Source organism: Bradyrhizobium sp. MI1.11 (assembly GCF_055811255.1).
Window position 1 is genome coordinate 241465 of record NZ_JBVVPM010000006.1, and the last position, 19176, is coordinate 260640.

The 19176-nt window shown below is 64.1% G+C and carries 17 protein-coding genes; 8 read left to right on the top strand and 9 right to left on the bottom strand.

The features are described from left to right. Nucleotide 1: 1 nt before the first annotated feature. A complete protein-coding gene (locus AC0L30_RS09035) occupies nucleotides 2-871 on the top strand; it encodes a fumarylacetoacetate hydrolase family protein (RefSeq protein ID WP_007593665.1) in 870 nt (289 codons plus the stop codon). A 25-nt stretch (nucleotides 872-896) separates the two neighbouring features. Further along, on the top strand, nucleotides 897-2525 hold the full coding sequence (locus AC0L30_RS09040) for a thiamine pyrophosphate-dependent enzyme (RefSeq protein WP_007593667.1): 1629 nt from the start codon (nucleotides 897-899) through the stop codon (nucleotides 2523-2525). 127 nt (nucleotides 2526-2652) lie between these two features. Here the strand turns inward: AC0L30_RS09040 and alkB are convergent, their stop codons facing one another. The 4 genes from alkB to AC0L30_RS09060 all read right to left on the bottom strand — a co-directional run bounded on the left by alkB (nucleotide 2653) and on the right by AC0L30_RS09060 (nucleotide 6250). Beyond that, complete coding sequence (gene alkB / locus AC0L30_RS09045) at nucleotides 2653-3306, bottom strand: DNA oxidative demethylase AlkB (RefSeq protein ID WP_473404146.1); 654 nt, start codon at nucleotides 3304-3306, stop codon at nucleotides 2653-2655. 9 nt (nucleotides 3307-3315) lie between these two features. Then, nucleotides 3316-4062 (bottom strand): 2OG-Fe(II) oxygenase, encoded by a 747-nt coding sequence (locus AC0L30_RS09050; protein WP_007593670.1) that lies wholly within the window; start codon nucleotides 4060-4062, stop codon nucleotides 3316-3318. Between the two features lie 159 nt (nucleotides 4063-4221). Then, entirely contained in the window at nucleotides 4222-4908 is a 687-nt protein-coding gene (locus AC0L30_RS09055) for a DUF2848 domain-containing protein (RefSeq protein WP_007593672.1), read from the bottom strand. Next, nucleotides 4901-6250 (bottom strand): amidase, encoded by a 1350-nt coding sequence (locus AC0L30_RS09060; RefSeq protein WP_007593673.1) that lies wholly within the window; start codon nucleotides 6248-6250, stop codon nucleotides 4901-4903. Before AC0L30_RS09060 ends, AC0L30_RS09055 begins: the two co-directional genes overlap by 8 nt. Before the next feature lie 173 nt (nucleotides 6251-6423). On the opposite strand from AC0L30_RS09060, the gene AC0L30_RS09065 reads away from it, so the two are divergent. From AC0L30_RS09065 to AC0L30_RS09080, 4 genes are all read left to right on the top strand, one after another. Then, entirely contained in the window at nucleotides 6424-6837 is a 414-nt protein-coding gene (locus AC0L30_RS09065; protein WP_007593674.1) for a Zn-ribbon domain-containing OB-fold protein, read from the top strand. A 3-nt stretch (nucleotides 6838-6840) separates the two neighbouring features. Further along, entirely contained in the window at nucleotides 6841-7980 is a 1140-nt protein-coding gene (locus AC0L30_RS09070) for a thiolase C-terminal domain-containing protein (protein ID WP_473256081.1), read from the top strand. A 170-nt stretch (nucleotides 7981-8150) separates the two neighbouring features. Next, nucleotides 8151-9065, top strand: coding sequence for an SDR family oxidoreductase (locus tag AC0L30_RS09075; protein WP_007593675.1), 915 nt, complete (start codon nucleotides 8151-8153; stop codon nucleotides 9063-9065). A 131-nt stretch (nucleotides 9066-9196) separates the two neighbouring features. Beyond that, nucleotides 9197-10309, top strand: coding sequence for an SMP-30/gluconolactonase/LRE family protein (locus AC0L30_RS09080; protein WP_007593676.1), 1113 nt, complete (start codon nucleotides 9197-9199; stop codon nucleotides 10307-10309). A gap of 121 nt (nucleotides 10310-10430) precedes the next feature. Here AC0L30_RS09080 and ppc read toward each other — a convergent pair whose 3' ends face one another. From ppc to AC0L30_RS09095, 3 genes are all read right to left on the bottom strand, one after another. Beyond that, complete coding sequence (gene ppc / locus AC0L30_RS09085) at nucleotides 10431-13220, bottom strand: phosphoenolpyruvate carboxylase (RefSeq protein ID WP_007593678.1); 2790 nt, start codon at nucleotides 13218-13220, stop codon at nucleotides 10431-10433. Nucleotides 13221-14241: 1021 nt separating this feature from the next. Beyond that, complete coding sequence (locus AC0L30_RS09090) at nucleotides 14242-14724, bottom strand: cupin domain-containing protein (RefSeq protein WP_007593682.1); 483 nt, start codon at nucleotides 14722-14724, stop codon at nucleotides 14242-14244. 194 nt (nucleotides 14725-14918) lie between these two features. Beyond that, nucleotides 14919-15797, bottom strand: a complete 879-nt coding sequence (locus tag AC0L30_RS09095; RefSeq protein WP_473404147.1) for an SDR family oxidoreductase — start codon at nucleotides 15795-15797, stop codon at nucleotides 14919-14921. 124 nt (nucleotides 15798-15921) lie between these two features. On the opposite strand from AC0L30_RS09095, the gene AC0L30_RS09100 reads away from it, so the two are divergent. Next, nucleotides 15922-16545, top strand: coding sequence for a TetR/AcrR family transcriptional regulator (locus AC0L30_RS09100; RefSeq protein WP_007593689.1), 624 nt, complete (start codon nucleotides 15922-15924; stop codon nucleotides 16543-16545). Between the two features lie 345 nt (nucleotides 16546-16890). Then, nucleotides 16891-17808: an NADP-dependent oxidoreductase gene (locus tag AC0L30_RS09105; protein WP_473404141.1), complete on the top strand. Its 918-nt coding sequence runs from the start codon at nucleotides 16891-16893 to the stop codon at nucleotides 17806-17808. Nucleotides 17809-17941: 133 nt separating this feature from the next. On the opposite strand, the gene AC0L30_RS09110 is transcribed toward AC0L30_RS09105, so the two are convergent. After that, nucleotides 17942-18121: a hypothetical protein gene (locus AC0L30_RS09110; protein ID WP_007593691.1), complete on the bottom strand. Its 180-nt coding sequence runs from the start codon at nucleotides 18119-18121 to the stop codon at nucleotides 17942-17944. Nucleotides 18122-18708: 587 nt separating this feature from the next. Beyond that, the gene (locus AC0L30_RS09115; protein WP_007593693.1) at nucleotides 18709-19113 is read right to left on the bottom strand and encodes a YccF domain-containing protein; all 405 of its coding nucleotides are present in this window, start codon (nucleotides 19111-19113) and stop codon (nucleotides 18709-18711) included. Between the last annotated feature and the right edge of the window lie 63 nt (nucleotides 19114-19176).

Here is a 19176-nt window from a genome sequence, read left to right on the forward strand (position 1 = left end):
AATGACCCTCCCTCACCTCTCCACCTATTCCGTCAAGGGTGCAATCCGCTACGGCGCCGTCGTCGACGGCGGCATCGTCGATCTCTCGGCGCGCCACGGCAAAGACTATCCCACGCTGCGCGAGGTGATCGCCGCAGGAAAGCTCGCGAGCCTCGCCGAGGAGGCCGCCAGCCGCACCCCCGATCACGCGCTCGGTGACATCATCTGGCTGCCGCCGGTGCCCGCGCCGGAAAAGATCATCTGCATCGGCGTCAACTATCCCGATCGCAATGCCGAGTACAAGGACGGCCAGGACGCGCCGAAATATCCGAGCATGTTCATGCGCTCGCCGCGCTCCTTCGTCGGCCATGACACGCCGCTGGTGCGCCCGCGCGCCTCCGCGCAGCTCGACTATGAGGGCGAGATCGTGCTGGTGATCGGCAAGGCGGGCCGGCACATTCCGGAAAATTCTGCGCTCGACTACATCGCCGCGCTGACGCTCTGCAACGAAGGCTCGGTGCGCGACTGGCTGCGCCATGCCAAGTTCAATGTCACGCAGGGCAAGAACTTCGATTCCAGCGGCAGCCTCGGCCCGTGGCTGGTGCCCTACGCACAGGAATCGCAGATCGCCGACATTCGCCTCACCACGCATGTCAATGGCGAGCTGCGGCAGGACGACCGTACCAGCCGGCTGATGTTTCCGTTCCGCTATCTCATCAGCTATATCTCGACCTTCGCAACGCTCGTTCCCGGCGATATCATCATCACGGGCACGCCGACCGGCGCCGGGGCACGGTTCGATCCGCCGCGTTATCTGAAGCCCGGCGATGTCGTCGAGGTCGAAGCCGAGGGCATTGGAAAATTACGCAACGGCGTCGTCGACGAAGCCTGAACAATGATTGAAATGGAATAGTGCCATGACCACCCTCACCGGCGGCGAAGCAATCGTAAGCGGCCTTGTCGCCCATGGCGTCGACACCGTGTTCGGCCTGCCCGGCGCGCAGGTCTACGGCCTGTTCGACGCCTTCCACCAGGCCCAGCTCAAGGTGATCGGCGCGCGGCACGAGCAGGCCTGCGGCTACATGGCGTTCGGCTATGCGCGCTCCAGCGGTAGGCCCGGCGTGTTCAGCGTGGTGCCCGGCCCCGGCGTGCTCAACGCCAGCGCGGCACTGCTCACCGCCTTCGGCTGCAACGAGCCGGTGCTATGCGTCACCGGCCAGGTGCCGACGCAATTTCTCGGCAAGGGCCGCGGCCATCTGCACGAGATGCCGGACCAGCTCGCGACCTTGCGCACCTATGTGAAATGGGCGGACCGCATCGAATATCCCGGCAACGCGCCAACCACGGTTGCGCGCGCCTTCCAGGAGATGACGTCCGGACGGCGCGGCCCCGCCTCGGTCGAGATGCCCTGGGACGTCTTCACCCAGCGCGCGGACACGGCCGCCGCACAGGTGCTGGATCCCTTGCCCGCGCCGCGGCCCGATCCTGATATGATCAAGCAGGCGGCCGCGCTGATCAGGAACAGCAAGGCGCCGATGATCTTCGTCGGCAGCGGCGCGATCGAAGCGCGCGAGGAGATTCTCGAACTCGCCGAGATGATCGACGCCCCCGTCGTCGCCTTCCGCAGCGGCCGCGGCATCGTCTCCAATGCGCATGAGCTTGGACTGACGATGGCGGCGGCCTACAAGCTGTGGCCGACGACCGATTTGATGATCGCGATCGGCACGCGCGCCGAGCTGCCGGCGTCGGGCTTCCGCTGGCCGTATCAGCCGAAGGGGCTGAAATCCATTCGTGTCGACATCGATCCGGCCGAGATGCGCCGGCTTGCCTCCGATGTCGCTATCGTCGCCGACGCCAAAGCCGGCACGGCCGATCTCGTCACAGCCGTGAAGAAGGCCGGCTATGCGAGGACGAGCGGCCGGCGGGGAGACATCCGCGAGGCGACTGCGACGGCCCAAGCCGAGATCCAGCGCATCCAGCCGCAGATGGCCTATCTCAACATCCTGCGCGAGGTGCTGCCGGCGAACGCGATCGTGACCGATGAATTGTCCCAGTTCGGTTTCGCCTCCTGGTACGGCTTCCCGATCTACGAGCCGCGCACCTTCATCACATCAGGCTATCAGGGCACGCTCGGCTCGGGCTTCCCCACCGCGCTCGGGGCCAAGGTCGCCAATCCCGACAAGCCGGTGGTGGCGATCACCGGCGACGGCGGCTTCATGTTCGGCGTGCAGGAGCTTGCCACCGCCGTGCAGTTCAACATCGGCGTGGTGACGCTGGTGTTCAACAACAACGCCTACGGCAATGTCCGCCGCGACCAGCGCGAACGTTTTGACGGCCGCGTGGTGGCGTCCGATCTGGTCAACCCGGATTTCGTCAAGCTCGCGGAGTCCTTTGGCGTCGCGGCTGCACGCGTCACCGCGCCGGACCAGTTCAAGGCGGCGATGGAGACGGCGCTGGCCCATGGCGGGCCGTATCTGATCTCGGTGGAAGTGACGCGGGATTCGGAAGTCAGCCCGTGGGCGTTCATTCACCCGCCGAAGCCGTGATGACGATCCTCATGGTGAGGAGGCGCGTGAGCGCCGTCTCGAACCATGAAGGCCCCGCTGCTGCAGCTCGGCCTTCATCCTTCGAGACGCGCGCCAACAGGCGCGCTCCTCAGGATGAGGAGATCGACTAGCGCGTCCTGCGAAAGGTCAAATTGACCCGCGTCCGCCCGAGCAGCGCATGCTCGCCATCGGCGAGCGGCGCTACGCCGTGATAGGCAAGCCGTGACGGTCCGCCCCAGATTACGACATCGCCATGGACGAGCCGGAAGCGACGCGGCTTGTCGTTGCGTGCCATGCCGCCGAACAGGAACGTCGCGGGCAGGCCGAGCGAGACCGAGACGATCGGCGCCGAATAATCCAGCTCGTCCTTGTCCTGATGCAATGACAGCCGCGTGCCGGGCTCGTAGCGGTTGACGAGGCAGGCATCGGGCGCGAAGTCTTTGAAACTGCCCTGCTCGGCCGCACGGCCGGCGAGATCACGCAGCACGGACGGCATGGCGGGCCATGGCGCACCGGTTTTCGGGTCGATCGGATCATAGCGGTAACCGGTATGATCGGTGATCCAGCCGCGCTCGCCGCAATTGGTCATGGCGACCGACATCAAATGACCGCCGGGCGTGGTCATGCGGCGGAACGGCGACTGCGCCACGATGGCGCGCACGGCTTCGATCAACTCGCTTTCGATCGGCTTGACGAAGCCGCGCAACAGCACGGCGCCGTCGGCGATCTCCTCGCGCGACGGCTGGGCTTCGGCGACGCTATCGAACAAATCCGCCATCAGCGGCAGCGCTTATTTGGCATCGTGAAAGATCACACCCAGCGTGTGGCGCTGGCCAGAGCGAATCCGGCTGACGCCATGGCGGAGATTAACGCGGTAGGTGCCGCGTGTCCCCTGCACCGGACGGTGATGCACAGCGAAGGCGACCGCGTCGCCCTGCGCGAGCGGAACCACCTCGGCACGGGACTGCATGCGCGGGCGCTGCTCGGTCAGCACGAACTCGCCGCCGGCAAAATCGCGGCCGGGCTCGGACAAGAGGATCGCGACCTGCAGCGGGAACACGTGCTCGCCATAGAGATCCTGATGCAGGCAGTTGAAATCGCCGGCTTCATATTGCAGCAGCAGCGGCGTCGGCCGCGCCTGCCCTGCCTGGTGGCAGCGCTTCAGGAACGCTGCGTGTTCGGCGGGGTAGCGGATGTCGATTCCCATCGCCTCGTTCCAGCGATTGGCGACGCCCTGGAGATGCGCGTAGAGCGCCGGGCGCAATTGCGCGATCAGGTCGGGCAGCGGGTAGGAGAAATATTTGTACTCGCCGCGGCCAAAGCCGTGGCGGCCCATGACGATGCGGCTGCGGAAGTTGGCGTCGTCGGGATAGAGCGCGGCGACGGCGCGGCATTGGTCCGGCGTGAGCAGGCCCTTCAGGACAGCGCAGCCGTGCGTGTCGAGTTCGGCGGTGATCTGGGGCCAGTCGAGGGTATCGACATGGGCGGCGGGGTCGGCTGCCGCAGATTGACGCGATTTGCGTGCTGTAGCTGTCATGGCTCTGATCTTCGCAGGACCGCCCCGTCCTCTACCACCCGATTTCCGACTCTCGCCCCCGTCATTGCGAGCGCAGCGAAGCAATCCAGAATCCCTCCGCGGAACCAGTCTGGATTGCTTCGTCGCAAGAGCTCCTCGCAATGACAGTGCGGAGAGACCTTAGCCCCTCACCGGCAGCGTCACCACGTCGTAGCCGTGCTTGATCGTCCGCCTCAGCACGGGATCTTCCAGCTCGAAATCGAAACGGTCGGCGGGGCGGATACCGCCTTTCGCCGCAAACGTACCGCCGAACATGGCGCACCCGTCGGGGAATTTTCCACCCTCGAAACCGCGCGCGATCAGGTCGACGACCGGCAGCATCGCGTCCAGCGTGCCCTCCTGGTAGAGCACGCGCTCGCCCTTGATGGTGGCCCAGGAGCGCAGGATCATCCTGTCCCAATGGCCGATGACGTCCTCGAGCTCCCACAGCGTTGAGGAGATCGGCTTGTCGCACATCTGCTTGGACACCGTGACGTTGTAGGCCTCGACCTTGCGGTCGGTGTGGTCGGAGCCGCAGCCGACGAAAATGCGACCCTGCCAGCCGATCAGCACGAACTCGACCTCGCCGCTGGAATCGCCGCCAGTGCACTCGATGCTGTCTTCCATTGTCAGGCGCCGCGCCGAGGCGCGATAGTAGATCGGCGTCGAGGCTGGCGGGGCGATACCCATCTCCTGCAGCTCGGCAATGTGCTTGTCGCGCGCGACCGGATCGCGGCCGGTCCAGCCGGCGATGACCATCTGGTCGATCGCCAGCGTCAGCGGCGTGGTGGTGTCCTGGGCGTCGACGGTGAAAGTCAGGTCAAACACGAATTACGGCCTCCATGCCGGCAGCAAGCTCGAAGATACGGCGGTCCGATCCGCCCGCGCCCGCCAGCATCAGGCCGACCGGAATCTCGCCCTCGCGATGCGCAGGCAGCGAGATGGCGCAGCCGTCGATCATGTTGATCAGGGTGCAATTGCGGAGCGCCCGCAGGTTTTCCCTGGTGAACGCCTTGTCGTCGGCAAGATCCGCAATTTTCGGCGGCGTGTTGGCGGTGGTCGGCAGCACCAGCGCGTCATAGGGAGCGATGCGCGCATTGACGCGGGCGATCAGCGAGCGGCGCTCGTTGAGAAGATCGATGTAGTCCGCCGCGCTCTGCGCCTCGCCGCGCATGATGCGCACGGAGACTCTGGGATCGTAGACGTCGCCCTTGGACGTGAGGAGGTAGCGATGCCAGGCATAGCTTTCGGAAGCCGCAAAGCCGCCCTTGGCGTTCATCGGTCCGATGTCGTGGAATTCGGCCATCTCGATGCGCTCGATGATCGCACCGTGATCGGCAAGGGTCTTGAGCGCCCGCTCAAATGTCCCGGCCACTGCCGCATCGAGGTCGTCGAGCGCGATCGTGGTCGGCACCGCCAGCCGCATGCCCTTGACCGGGCGAGGCTTCAGCGGGGCGATCGGCTCGTTGGCGAGCACGGCGTCGAGAATGGCACAGCAACTGACCGATCGTGCCAGCGGCCCGATGCTGTCGAGCGAGAACGACAGCGGCACAGCCCCATCGAGCGGCACGCGCCGCTGCGTCGGCTTGTAGCCGACGATGCCGTTATAGGCCGCCGGAATCCGGCAGGAGCCGCCGGTGTCGGTGCCGAGCGCGCCATGCGCCATGCCGTCGAGCACAGAGACCGCGGCACCCGAAGACGAACCGCCGGGCACGTGGCCCTCGGCCCGGTTCCAGGCGCCCTTTGGCGTGCCGTAATGCGGATTGATGCCGATGCCGGAATAGGCGAACTCGGTCATGTTGGTGCGCCCGATCACGACGAAGCCGGCCTTGCGCAGCCGCGCCACCGTGGGGGCATCCTGTTCGGCCGGCGAGGAATCGTCGAGCGCGCGGGAGCCGGCGCGCGTCACCTGGCCCTTGATGTCGAAGAGATCCTTGATCGAGACCGGGATACCGGCGTAGCGCGAGGGCGCCGCCTTCACCTTGCGCAAACCGTCCATCGCATCCGCCGCCACAAGCGCGGCATCCTTGTCGACATGGATGAAGGCACGCTGCCCCTCGCCGGCCGGATCGGCGATTTTGGCGATGCAAGCCTCGACCAGCTTGCGGGAGGTGGTGCGGCCGCTTTCGAGGTCTTCGGCGAGCTTCTTCAGTGTCGAAAAATCGGGCATGTCTGTCTCACGGAATATTTGCGCGCAATGTATAGCGCTGCCTCACTTCGACACAAGCATTGTGCGCATGATGGCATGCATGCGCATTGCTGGACCGTTGACGCGCCATGGTCGATTGTCGCATCAAGATCGCAACAGCCGGGCTTAGCTTGGCCTTGGGAGGACCTGCCGAGATGGCCGAACCGCAGCGCGCGCGACCGAAACCGACGCCCGAGACCCAGCATTTCTGGGACGGCACCAAGGCGGGTGAGTTGCGCCTGCAGCGCTGCGACGCCTGCGCGCATGTCTATTTCCCGCCACGCCCGTTCTGCCCGTCCTGCGCCTCGCGCAAGGTCAGCATCTTCAAGGCGAGCGGCAAGGGCTTTCTCTACAGCTACGTGATCAACCACCGTCCCGCCGCGCCCGGCTTCACGCCGCCTTACGCGATCGCGGTAGTCGAGCTCGACGAGGGTCCGCGGATGATGAGCAACATCATCGACTGCCCGCAGACACCGGAGGCGCTCGAGCTCGACATGAAACTCGAGGTCGCCTTCGAGGCGCTCGACGATAAGGTCACCCTCCCCGTATTCCGTCCGGCGAAGGGATAGGCCATGCGCAGCGACCAGGTTGCCGTCGTCGGCGCGGCCGAGACCACCGAGCTCGGTGTCATCCCCAACGCCTCGCAGCTCCAGCTTCACGCGGATGCGGCGCTCAATGCTATCGCCGATGCCGGCCTGAAGCTGTCGGACATCGACGGTTTCGCCACCGCGGTCGAAACGCCGCAGCAGGTCTGTCACTATCTCGGCATCAAGCCGACCTGGGTGGACGGCACCTCAGTCGGCGGCTGCTCGTTCATGCTGCATGTCCGCCATGCCGCCGCGGCGATCGAGGCCGGCCTCTGCAAGACGGTGCTGATCACCCATGCCGAGAGCGGCAAGTCGATGATCGGCAAGGCACCGCGTTCGATCCCCGCCGACAGCCTGCAAGGCCAGTTCGAGGCGCCGTTCGGCGTCTATGGCCCCCCCAGCATGTTCCCGATCCCCGTGCTGCGCTTCATGAAGACCTACGGCATCACGCACGAGCAACTCGCCTCGGTCGCGGTGGTGCAGCGGGAATGGGCGGCGAAGAATCCGCGCGCGATGATGAAGGATCCGATCACGGTCGCGGACGTCCTCAACTCGCGCATGATCGCCTATCCGTTCCGCCTGCTGCAGTGCTGCCTCGTCACCGACGGCGGCGGCGCGTTGATCCTGACCTCGGCCGACCGCGCCAGGGATTTTCCGCGCAAGCCCGTCTACATCATGGGCACCGGCGAGAGCGTGGAGACGCCGATGGTCAGCCAGATGGAGACGTTCAACTCCTCGCGCGCGTTCAAGACCGCCGGTCCCCTCGCCTTCAAGGAGGCTGGTATCGCGCACAAGGACGTCGACCATCTCATGATCTACGACGCGTTTGCGCATCTACCGCTGTTCGGCCTCGGCGATCTCGGCTTCATGCCGCACGAGGAGACCGGCAAGTTCATCGCCGACGGCAACACGCGGCCAGGCGGCAAGCTGCCGCTCAACACCAATGGCGGCGGCTTGAGCTACATGCATTCGGGCATGTACGGCATGTATGCGCTTCAGGAGAGCGTGCGGCAGATGCGCGGTATTGCGCCAGCGCAGGTCGCGAATGCGAAGATTTCGGTGTGCCACGGCGTCGGCGGCATGTTCGCCGCGTCGGGCACGATCGTGTTTACGAACGAGAGGTAATGAGCTGCTCGCCTCTCCCTCTCCCCGTTCTTACGGGGAGAGGGTTGGGGTGAGGGGCTGCTTCCACACACTCGGACTCGTGGAGAGTCCCCCCTCACCCGGATCGCATCGTCGATGCGATCCGACCTCTCCCCGCAAGCGGGGCGAGGTAAGACAACAGGAGAACCCACATGACGAAATCACTGCAAGACAAGGTCATCATCGTCACCGGCGCAGGCCGCGGCATCGGGCGGGAGATCGCGCTACTCTGCGCTGGCGAGGGTGCCAAGGTCGTCGTCAACGATCCCGGCGTCGCCGCTGACGGCGCCGGCACCAGCGCCGCGCCCGCCGAGGAAGTGGTCGAGGAGATCAAGAAGCGCGGCGGCACCGCGGTTGCCAATTTCGAGTCGGTGGCCGAAGCCATCCCCGCGAGCAAGATCGTGAAGACCGCGACCGATCATTTCGGCCGGCTCGACGGCGTGGTCAACAATGCCGGCATCCTTCGCGACATGATCTTCCACAAGATGAGCGTGGAAGCGTTCGAGGCCGTCATCAAGGTGCATTTGATGGGCTCGTTCTACGTCAGCCACGCGGCGGCGCGGATCTTCCGCGAGCAGGAGTCCGGATCGTTCGTGCACTTCACCTCGACCTCCGGCCTGATCGGCAACTTTGGACAAGCCAATTACGCCGCCGCCAAGCTCGGCATCGTCGGCCTGTCGAAGTCGATCGCGCTCGACATGGGCCGCTTCAACGTCCGTTCCAACTGCGTCTCGCCGTTCGCCTGGACCCGCATGATCGGCACCATCCCGACCGAGACCGAAGCCGAGAAGGCGCGCGTCGAGAAGATCAAGCAGATGGGCCCGGAGAAGATCGCGCCGGTCTGCGCCTATCTGCTCTCCGATGCCGCCAAGGACGTCTCCGGGCAGATCTTTGGGGCACGCATGAACGAGCTGTTCCTGTTCAGCCAGAACCGTCCGCTGCGCTCGGTGCACCGGAGCGAAGGCTGGACGCCGCAGTCGATCGCGGAACATGGCATGCCGGCGCTGAAGGGATCGTTCTACAAGCTCGACCGCTCCGCCGACATCTTCCCTTGGGATCCCGTGTAAGGAATCCCGTCGGACCGCATTTGCGGCATCTCTGCCCTGCGATCTCCGGTTATCTTACTCCGGAGATCGCTCCGCTTTACGCCCGATTGCTGGCGGATCATTTCCTCCCAACACAATTTTGGGAGGAAACCATGACAAGAATACTGACCAACTCCGACGACACGACTGCAAGCAGCGGCCTCGCCCGCCGCACGCTGCTCAAGGGCGCCGCGACTGTCGCCGCGTCTGCCCTGCTCGCCTCGAACGCGGACGCCCGCGACTTCGGCGCCAATGCCGAGCCGCAGCGCTATCCCGATCCTGACATCATTGCCATCGATCCCAAGCGCTTCAAGGCCAAGGTCGGCAACACCGCGATCAAGCGGCTCTATACCGGCTGCCTGTGGGCGGAAGGGCCAGCGTGGAATGCGCAGGGGCAATATCTCGTCTGGAGCGACATCCCCGCCAACCGGCAGCTGCGCTACCTCGACGACGACGGCCATATCTCCGAGCAATTCCACAAGCCGTCGAACGAGGCCAACGGCAACTCGTTCGACACCGAGGGCCGCCAGATCAGCGCCGAGCGCACCCGCCTCGTCCGCTACGAGCATGATGGTTCGGTGACGTCGCTGGCCGAACAGGCCAACGGCAAGCCGCTCAACGGCCCGAACGACATGGTGGTGCATCCCAACGACAAGGCGATCTGGTTCACCGATCCCGGCTACGGCGCGATCAGCATCTATGAGGGCAAGCTTGCCAATACCGGCTCGCTGCAGCCGTATCAGAAGGAAGCGGTTTATCGCATTGATCCGCAGAGCGGCCAGGTCGCGAAGGTGGCCGACGAGCCGTTCAAGCCGAACGGCATCGCTTTCAGTCACGACTACAAGAAGCTCTATGTCTGCGACACCGGCATCACGCATTATCCGCAAGCCGAGAACGTGGTGTGGTCCTACGACATCGACGGGGCGAAGCTGTCGAACCCGAAGAAGCTGATCGACATGAAGCTCGACGGCAAATCAGGCTTTCCCGATGGGTTGCGGGTCGACACTGAGGGCAATATCTGGGTCGGCGCCGGCTGGGTTGGCCCCGGCTACGACGGCGTGCAGGTGTTCGCGCCGAACGACGGCGCGCGCATCGGGCAGATCCTGTTGCCCGAGACCTGCGCCAACGTTTGCTTCGGCGGCAAGAAGCGCAACCGCCTGTTCATGACCGCGAGCCAGTCGCTCTATGCGGTCTATGTGGAGACGCAGGGCGCGCATTTCTGTTGAGGCCGTGCTCTCACGACGCGTCATGGCCGGGCTTGTCCCGGCCATCCACGACTTGAACCGCGGCACTGAGAACGTGGATGCCCGGGACGAGCCCGGGCATGACGACGGAGGGTGGGTCGCCTTATCCCGTATTCCTCAGCCCCGCCGAGATCCCGTTGATGGTCAGTTGAATCCCGCGCAGCACCTGCTCGTCCGGGTTCTGCGCGCGGTGCTCTTTCAGCAGTTCGACCTGCACGTGGTTGAGCGGGTCGAGATAGGGGAAGCGGTGGCGCACCGAGCGCTCCAGCAGCGGATTACTCTGCAGCAGCCGGTCCTGGCCCATGATGTCCAGCAGCGTCTCGATGCAGGAATGCCATTCGCGGCGGATGCGGCCGAAGATTTTTTCGCGGAGCGCCTCATCCGGCACGAGCTCGGCATAGCGCGAGGCGATCGCGATCGAGCTTTTGGCCAGCACCATGTCCATGTTCGACAACAGCATGCGGAAGAACGGCCATTCCTTGTAGAGCTCTTTGAGGAACGGCATGCCCTTGTCGGGATGCTCCGCGATCCATTGCTCGACCGCGCTGCCAAAGCCGTACCAGCCGGGCAGCATCAGGCGGCATTGCGCCCAGGAGAACACCCAGGGGATCGCGCGCAAATCCTCGATCGCGCGCGTCTTTTTGCGCGAGGCCGGACGGCTGCCGATGTTGAGTGTCGCGATCTCGTTGATGACGGTCGACGCCCAGAAATAATCGACGAAGCCGTCGGTCTCGTAGACGAGGCCGCGATAGGCCTTGAAGGCGAGGTTTGAAAGCTCGTCCATCGCGGTCAGATATTCGCGGCGCGGCGCGCTCTGGCGCGGATGCAGCAGGCTCGCCTCCAGCGTCGCGGCGGCAAGGATCTCCAGATTGTTGCGGCCGACTTCGGCGTTGGAATATTTCGACGAGATGATCTCGCCCTGCTCGGTGATGCGGATCTGGCCGTTCACCGCGCCGCCGGGCTGGGCGATGATGGCATCGTAGCTCGGGCCGCCGCCGCGGCCGACCGAACCGCCGCGGCCATGGAACAGGCGCAGGCGCACGTGATGACGCTCGAATACGTCAACGAGGTTGATCTCGGCCTTGTAGAGCTCCCAGCCCGAAGTGACGAAGCCGCCGTCCTTATTCGAGTCGGAATAGCCCAGCATGACCTCCTGCACGCTGCCGCGGCTGTCGACCAGCCGGCGGTAATCGTGCAGCGAGAGCATGCGGTCCATGACGGTGGAAGACGCCTGCAAATCCTCGATGGTTTCGAACAGCGGCACGATGTTGATGGCGCTGCGCCCGGAGGGATGCACCAGCCCCACCTCCTTCAGCAGCACCGCGACCTCGAGCATGTCGGACATGCTCTTGCACATCGAGATGATGCATTGGGGGATGGCATCCGAGCCGAACTTCGCATGCGCCTCCGCGGCCGCATGGAAGACATTGAGCTCGCCCATGGTCTCGTCGCTGTATTTGACGAATGGCGACACCAGCGAGCGCGTCGAGCGCAGCTCGTTGGTGAGCAGCGAGATGCGCGCGTCCTCGCCGAGCGCGAGATAGGACATGCCGGGATTGGCGGCGTCCATCAGCTCGGCAATGGTGCGCTCGTGCACCGCCGAATTCTGCCGGATATCGAGCCGGGCCAGATGGAATCCGAAGCAGTCCACCGCACGGCGCAGCAGCCGCAGCCGGCCGCGGGCGATGACGCCGGCGTTGTTGGAGATCAGCGAGCGGTGCAGCACGTCGAGATCGGCCTTGAACTCCCCGACGCTGTCATACGGCGCGCCCTTGCCGACCGGCCGCCGCGTGATCTCGACCTGAAGCATTTCAGCCGTGGCGGTCAGGCGCGCATAGATGCCGGAGACCGCGAGGCGATAGGGCTCGCCGCTCCGGTGCGGCGAGGTATCGGGCGAGCGCTCCGCCAGCGTGCGCAACTCCTCGGATACGTCGGCGAGATGCGCCGCGATCGACAGCTCGGAGCCGAGCACGTGCAGCTCATTGAGATAGAACTGCATCACCCGGCTCGACTGCAGCCGCAGCGTGCCGCGCATCACGTCGGCGGTGACGAAGGGATTGCCGTCGCGGTCGCCGCCGATCCAGCTGCCCATGCGCAGGAACGAGGCGAGCTCGCCTGCCGCCTGCTCGCCGCCCTCCTCCAGCCGGTCCTCCAGCGTGTTGACCAGCCGCGGCACCTCGCGGAGAAACGTGTAATCGTAGAACGACAGGCCGTTGGCGACCTCGTCGAGCACGGTGAGCTTGGTCCGGCGCAGCAGATTGGTCTGCCACAGCGTCAATACTTCGCGGCGGAGCTGCTCGTCGCTTGCGGCGGCCTCGTCGGCCGTCAGCGCGACGCGCTCGCGACGATCGAGCAGGGCTGCGACCTCCATCTCGCGGTCCATGGTGCTCTTGCGGCGGACCTCGGTCGGATGCGCGGTCAGCACCGGGCTGACCAGCGCGCTCTTGAAGAAGTTGCGCAGAGCATCGGCACCGATGCCCGCAGCCCTGGCATGGGCGAGGGTCTCGGCCAGCACGCCGGAGCCGCCGCCCTTGTTGGCGCGCATCTGGCGAATGTTGTTCTGGTCTTCGGCGATGTTGGCGAGGTGGGAAAAATAGCTGAAGGCGCGGACGATCCGCACCGTCTCCGAGGTCGACATGCTGTCGAGGATCTGCTCGAGCTCGCGGCGGGCGAGCCGGTCCTCGTCGCGGTGGAATCGGATCGAGGTCTGCCGGATGCGCTCGACCAGGTCGAACACATCGGCGCCCTCCTGGTCGCGCACCGTGTCGCCGAGGATGCGCCCGAGCAGGCGGATGTCGTCGCGCATGCGCGCATCCGCCTCCAGCGCCTGGACATCCTCGGGGCGGTTGTTGCGTTGGTCGGCGGTGTCGGATGGTAATGTCTGGAGGGACATGGCTCGGCTCCCCTTGTAGAGCTCCCTATGGCTCCCCGGCCCGGTCGAGTGTGCGATATTCTTCTGCCGCAGTGCAAGGTGAACTTGGTGGCGGCGCACACCACCGGCGCCGTTCGTGTCCCGGGCACGAGAGATTTGCCTGCAACTCGTCACTGCACACGTCCGCGGTCTCGCGGCGCGGGCGCCCGAGTTTTGCTGTCCGTTTTCGCCCTCGTCGCAAAGAAAGGGCGCAGGGAAGGCCGGGCGCCGGCTGGCACCCAGGGTCCGCACGCGAAAACGCACGCGGGGGTGACCACAGGTGATGCCGGAACATCCGGCCTTCCCTGCGCGATGGTTTTACGGCTTATGGCGCGCTCTCCCCGGGGAGCGATGCACTATTGCCCCCGTCGCCTTGCGGATGATCGATGCGCGCACTCGGTCGAGCCGCACATCACCGCAAGCCTTGACGCACAGACCCCGGGCGTCAGGACCACACGCTTTTGCCGTCCGCGGACGTCCCTCCCCGGACATCCGGAAGCTTGCGCGTGCTCGCCACCGAAGCCGAAAAGAACCGATGTGACAGCGCCGGGTCGTTCGCGCAGATCGCGATGGCTCACAGGGGTCGCCCGCCCTGCCACCTCGTCACGCGCCGGCGCTGCCGCGTCCATCGCATCCCGGCTCACGTATCGTGACGATCGCGAAACGCCCCTTCTGGCGGGCTGGGATGGCTGCGGTTTACCCGAAGAGAATAATTCGGTCAATCAGAATATTCGACGGCCCGGTGCTTGACCTGCATGTGGCGTGTTTTGCTTGTCGGGCAACGCGAGGGATGGTGTGCTCGGCGTCGACTGAGCGCCCCACCCACTGCCACGAGCGGACATGGCTATGGTGTGAGAGAGCCATCCGCTCTGCCTTGGGCCGCGTAGGATGGGTAGAGCGCTTGCGAAACCCATCATGCTTCGTCTGCGGCGGAGGGATTGATGGGTTTCGCTGCGCTCTACCCATCCTACGAGTGCTGAAGCGCTCGGCAGGTCGACCAACGTTATTTTTGCTTTCGAGGATCATCCTCGGCGTTCAAATAGTCGATGCCTGTCGGTCCAATCCCGGTAATCTCGAAGATCACCTCTTCGTCCCTGGTTTCCGCAAACTGCCACACCTTTGGCGGCACGTGCGAAAACGTACCGGGGGGAAAGCTCAGGAGCTTCGATGCATCGACCTTGTCGCCCAGCGCAGAATAGTACGTCCCCGAAATGATGACGCGAACGCGTTCATCGGGGTGAGAGTGCACAGGCATTTTGGAATTCGCCGGTACTTTGAGTCGAACGGTATAGAGGCCCGGCTTGCCCGGATTGCCGTGTAGCACCGCCGATTGCGTCCCCTTAGGCATCGAAAGCAGCGGGCTCCACTTCAGTTCGGTCGCCGTCACGCGCTTGTATTCAAGTGAATTATCTTCCGCGAGGGCCGCACAAAATCCACTCGTCGCAAGGACGGCCAACAAACCGATCCCAAACTTGAGAAAGGACATCTCGGGCTCCGTTGAAAATATCCGGCGCCGCTACTCTACTCCAAGTGGTCTTTCTCTGCCATGGGTCGTCAGCACGCGTAGGATGGGTTTGGCGCTCGCAAAACCAATCATGCTTCGTCATCGGCGGACGGTGATGGGTTTCGCTCACGCTCTATCCTTCCTACGAGCTGTACAGTGTGCTTATCGCGTTCGCGTCAAATCATACTCGCCATGCCGAGCGCGCGAAGAAGGTCGTTCTGAATCGGGGCGACGGCCTCGTTCAGACGCTGGACACCGAGATCCATGCCTTCGGGCATCACGACCGTCCGCAGAGGCCGCCGTTCCGTGGCCTCGACCAGCTGCGCGATCGCATTCGCGACGAGCTGGGGCTGCGGCGGATTCTGCGGGTCGTTTCCATCGTTGGAGTGCTGCTTGATCTGACCCGGGCTCGCCGCAACACCGCCATAGGTTTTCAGCACGTCTTGGTCGGAGGGTTCAGGGCTGGATGGAAGAAGGTTGCTCGGGAACGGGCCTGGCTCGACGATGACCGAATCCACACCGAAGCTCGAAAGCTCGTAGCGGTAGGCTTCCGCGAGGGCTTCGAGCGCGAACTTGCTGGCGGAATAGACACCGAAGAACGGGAAGACCACCCGCCCCATGAGCGACGTGACATGGACGAGGACGCCGCTGCCGGCAGCCCGCATGTGCGGCAGAACGGCACGATCGGTACGAACGGCGCCGAAGAAGTTCACGGCGAACTGCGCTTCGATATCCTTGACCGTATAGGCTTCCGTGACGCCGACGGGCATCATTCCCGCGTTGTTGACCAGGGCATCGACCCGGCCGTGCTGCCGGACGACTTCCGCGATCGCGGCGTTGACGGATTGTTCGTCGGCGACGTCCATCTCGAGGACCTGGAGCGCACGCCCTTCAGCCTTTGCCGCTTCGACAAGCTCGTCGCGAACACGGCCATTTCTTCCTGCGACATCGCGGATGGCAGCAACCACCGTGTGACCCCGCTTTGCGAGCTCCAAGGCGGTGAGTTTCCCAAAACCACTGCTCGCACCCGTCACAACCACAACTTTTCCGCTCATCTCACGATCTTTCTCTGAAATCCAAGGAATAATGAATCTATAGACAGACCTGTATGTCTTTGCAATCCCTAGATTGACAGAATAGTCTGTCCAGCGACGCATACGGCTCGGTTAAGGACGATCGATGAGCACGCTGCTTGATTTCGTGGACGTGGATATTCAACCGCTCGATGCGCTCGCCCCGCGCGAGCGCATTTTGAAGACGGCGTCAGACCTGTTTTACCGGTTCAGCATCAACTCCGTCGGAATCGACCGGATCATCGCCGAAAGCGGCGTGGCCAAGATGACGTTCTACAAGCACTTTCCCTCGAAGGCCGACCTCATCGCCACTTATCTGCGCTACAAGAGCGCCGTCTGGTTTCAGATGCTTTCGACCTCCACCGAGCGAGCCGGTCTCACGCCAGTGGAGCGCGTTCTCGCTGTTTTCGACGCACTCGAACAACCGCTCCTTGCGCCTTCGTTCCGCGGCTGTCCGTTCGCCAAAGGAATGGCCGAATTCGGCCCGGAGGCAAACTCCCCGGGCGTAGAGGCGACCATCGCAGCGTATTTTACAAAGTTGCACGACTTCGTTGCGTCACTCGTTGAGCCCTTGTCATTGAGCAAACCCGAAAGGGCCGTGATCCAGATCCTGTCGCTGTTCGAAGGCTCGCTCGTGATCGCACAGTCAACGCGTGATCCCGCCATCGTCGAGGCTAACCGCGAGGCAGCCAGAGTGTTGTTGGAACAAGGGATCGCATCGTCGTCTTAATCTGGAGCCCTTGCGAAACTCTTCCTGGTTCGTCACCGGCGGACGGATCGATGGGTGCCGCTGGCGCTCTCCTCATCCTACGAGCGCAATCTGGGCGCCGCCTGAATGCGCTTGGTACAGCCAGAATTTGCAATCTTGGTACTGGTTTCATGACCAGGCGCGACGCATCTAGCTGCTAGTACCGCGACCGAAGCGAACCCGATCGGCAGTCTCAGTACGAGCTGGTCAATCCGGACAGCGCAGATCGCGGACACTTCCACACTGCCCGGCAGTTTGTAGATAGCCGTTGTGCTTACGCTGCCTGCAACAGTTGCATCAACAGACAATGACCGAGGAGATAATCCCATGAAGGCGATCGTTGTGAGGGAACGGGCCGCGGGAACGGCCGGGATGAAGCTGGTGGAGCGGCCCGAACCGCAGGCATCGATAAACGATGCCGTTGTTCGGGTTCATGCGTCGGGATTTGTTCCGACCGAGCTGACATGGCCCTCGACCTGGACCGATCGCCTCGAGCGTGACCGAACACCGTCGATCCCTGGGCACGAGTTGGCTGGAGTGGTCACCGCTCTCGGATATGGCACTACGGGGTTGTCGGTAGGACAGCGGGTGTTTGGCCTCGCGGACTGGTATCGCGACGGCACGCTCGCCGAGTATGTGGCGATCGAGGCACGCAATCTCGCGCCGCTCCCGGGCGACGTCGACTTCACGGTGGGCGCAAGCCTGCCGATCTCGGGCCTGACGGCATGGCAAGGGCTGTTCCAGCACGGCCGCTTTCAGGCGGGGCAAAGCGTCCTCGCACACGGCGCGGCCGGTGCAGTCGGGTCGATGGTGACGCAACTCGCACGAGAGGCCGGCGCCCACGTCATCGGCACCGGACGCGCCGCCGACCGTCAGACGGTGCTCGACTTCGGCGCGAAGGAGTTCGTCGACCTCGACAACGATGCCCTGGAAGACATCGGCAAAGTCGACTTGGTGTTCGATGTCATCGGCGGTGACATCCAGAAGCGGTCCGCAGCATTGATTCGAGCCGGAGGAACACTGGTCACCATCGTCGGGCCCGCAGAGGCGCGACCCTCCGACGGCCTGGCGGTCGACTTTGTCGTCGAGGCCGATCGTGCCCAACTGAGTGAGATCGTCCAGCGGGTGCGGGACGGACGATTGCGGACAAACATCGGCAACGTCTCGATCTTCGACGATGCCGTCGCCGCCTTAAACCCGACCAGGCGACGCAAGGGGAATACGATCATTCGCGTTCGTCCCTGAGGGCGCATGCGCATTGATGCACGCAGCGTGCAGGATGGGCCGAGCGCTTGCGAAACCCATCATGCTTCGTCATCGGCGGACGGTTTGATGGGTTTCGCTCACGCTCTACCGATCCTACGAGCTTGGTTGGTCCTCAAGCTCCCGGATGTGCTTCGCGGTCCGTATTAACATCGGTACCAACTCCGATCTCGGGACAATCGTGACGCTCACCAGTGGTGATGGTGCCGCCAGCCATAATGATGACCTCGGCCTCTGCCCCAACCGTAATGATGACCACGCCCACCGTGATGACCCCAGCCGTGGCCACCACCATGCCCGTGGCCGCCCTTGACCTCGATAGTGGCAGTCTGAGACGCGCCCAGTGCGTCCGGCTTGGCAGCGGGCATCGCCGAAGCAGAAGGTGAAGGTATTAAAGCAACGGTCCCCGCCACAAAGCCGATCAAACAAAGCCACTTCATGCAATCGCCTCCCGATAAGAATGAGCCGTGGGCCAGCCGGCCGCGGCACATTGCGGCAGCGTTCGCTCCCGTTCTTCAACAATGAAGCCGGGAAAAAGTTGCAATGAATCTGACGCATTGCCGAGGGGCAGGATACCTATGCCCGGTCGAAAGCAGTCGTGCTCCACTTCGAATCAGCGCGTAGGATGGGTTGAGCCCTTGCGAAACCCATCATGCTTCATCATCGGCGGACGGATTGATGGGTTTCGCTGGCGCTCTACCCGTCTTACGAGCTGAGCAAGCGCCTCGTCCTTCGAGACGACCGCTTCGCGGTCTCCTTAGGATGAGGCTGAGTTGCGTCGGGATTCGTTGCAGGTGGAGCCACGTGTTCCGCCCTCATCCTGAGGGCCCGCCAACGGCGGGCGTCTCGAAGGATGTGCCGCGGGGACGCTTACGAGTTCCCCTAAGCCGGCACGATCACCTTGCCGATCGGCCAGAGCGCGATGCCCGCGAGCTTGAGGTGGGCCCAGGCGAAGGGAATGCCGATGATGGTGATCGCGAGGGCCAGGGCGGTGAGGAGATGGCCGAGCGCCAGCCACCAGCCAGCCAGCACGAACCAGATGATGTTGCCGATCACCCCGAGCGGACCGGTGCCGACATCCTCGACACCGGTGACCTCATAGCGGCTGACCGCCCGCGAGCCGAACGGCATCAGCGTGTAGACCGCGATGTTGAACGCTGCCCGCGCCCACGGGAGGCCAATGATGGTGATCGCCATGATGACCGCGGCGATCAGCCAGCCGAGCGCCATCCAGGCGCCGCCGATGAGGATCCAGAGCAGGTTGAGCAGGATGGAAACGGGAGCCATGGGATGATCCGCGAGACGGTGATCCCGTGAGTATAGCACGATGAGCGAGGTTGCGGTCGACGA

What these genes read in the sequence shown, in the direction of transcription:
- AC0L30_RS09080 (WP_007593676.1), top strand. Translation starts at nt 9,197, where the DNA reads ATGACAAGAATACTGACCAACTCCGACGACACGACTGCAAGCAGCGGC.
- AC0L30_RS09050 (WP_007593670.1), bottom strand. Translation starts at nt 4,062, where the DNA reads ATGACAGCTACAGCACGCAAATCGCGTCAATCTGCGGCAGCCGACCCC.
- AC0L30_RS09115 (WP_007593693.1), bottom strand. Translation starts at nt 19,113, where the DNA reads ATGGCTCCCGTTTCCATCCTGCTCAACCTGCTCTGGATCCTCATCGGC.
- AC0L30_RS09060 (WP_007593673.1), bottom strand. Translation starts at nt 6,250, where the DNA reads ATGCCCGATTTTTCGACACTGAAGAAGCTCGCCGAAGACCTCGAAAGC.
- AC0L30_RS09065 (WP_007593674.1), top strand. Translation starts at nt 6,424, where the DNA reads ATGGCCGAACCGCAGCGCGCGCGACCGAAACCGACGCCCGAGACCCAG.
- ppc (WP_007593678.1), bottom strand. Translation starts at nt 13,220, where the DNA reads ATGTCCCTCCAGACATTACCATCCGACACCGCCGACCAACGCAACAAC.
- AC0L30_RS09035 (WP_007593665.1), top strand. Translation starts at nt 2, where the DNA reads ATGACCCTCCCTCACCTCTCCACCTATTCCGTCAAGGGTGCAATCCGC.
- AC0L30_RS09090 (WP_007593682.1), bottom strand. Translation starts at nt 14,724, where the DNA reads ATGTCCTTTCTCAAGTTTGGGATCGGTTTGTTGGCCGTCCTTGCGACG.
- AC0L30_RS09110 (WP_007593691.1), bottom strand. Translation starts at nt 18,121, where the DNA reads ATGGTGGTGGCCACGGCTGGGGTCATCACGGTGGGCGTGGTCATCATT.
- AC0L30_RS09070 (WP_473256081.1), top strand. Translation starts at nt 6,841, where the DNA reads ATGCGCAGCGACCAGGTTGCCGTCGTCGGCGCGGCCGAGACCACCGAG.
- AC0L30_RS09075 (WP_007593675.1), top strand. Translation starts at nt 8,151, where the DNA reads ATGACGAAATCACTGCAAGACAAGGTCATCATCGTCACCGGCGCAGGC.
- AC0L30_RS09105 (WP_473404141.1), top strand. Translation starts at nt 16,891, where the DNA reads ATGAAGGCGATCGTTGTGAGGGAACGGGCCGCGGGAACGGCCGGGATG.
- AC0L30_RS09095 (WP_473404147.1), bottom strand. Translation starts at nt 15,797, where the DNA reads ATGAGCGGAAAAGTTGTGGTTGTGACGGGTGCGAGCAGTGGTTTTGGG.
- AC0L30_RS09040 (WP_007593667.1), top strand. Translation starts at nt 897, where the DNA reads ATGACCACCCTCACCGGCGGCGAAGCAATCGTAAGCGGCCTTGTCGCC.
- AC0L30_RS09100 (WP_007593689.1), top strand. Translation starts at nt 15,922, where the DNA reads ATGAGCACGCTGCTTGATTTCGTGGACGTGGATATTCAACCGCTCGAT.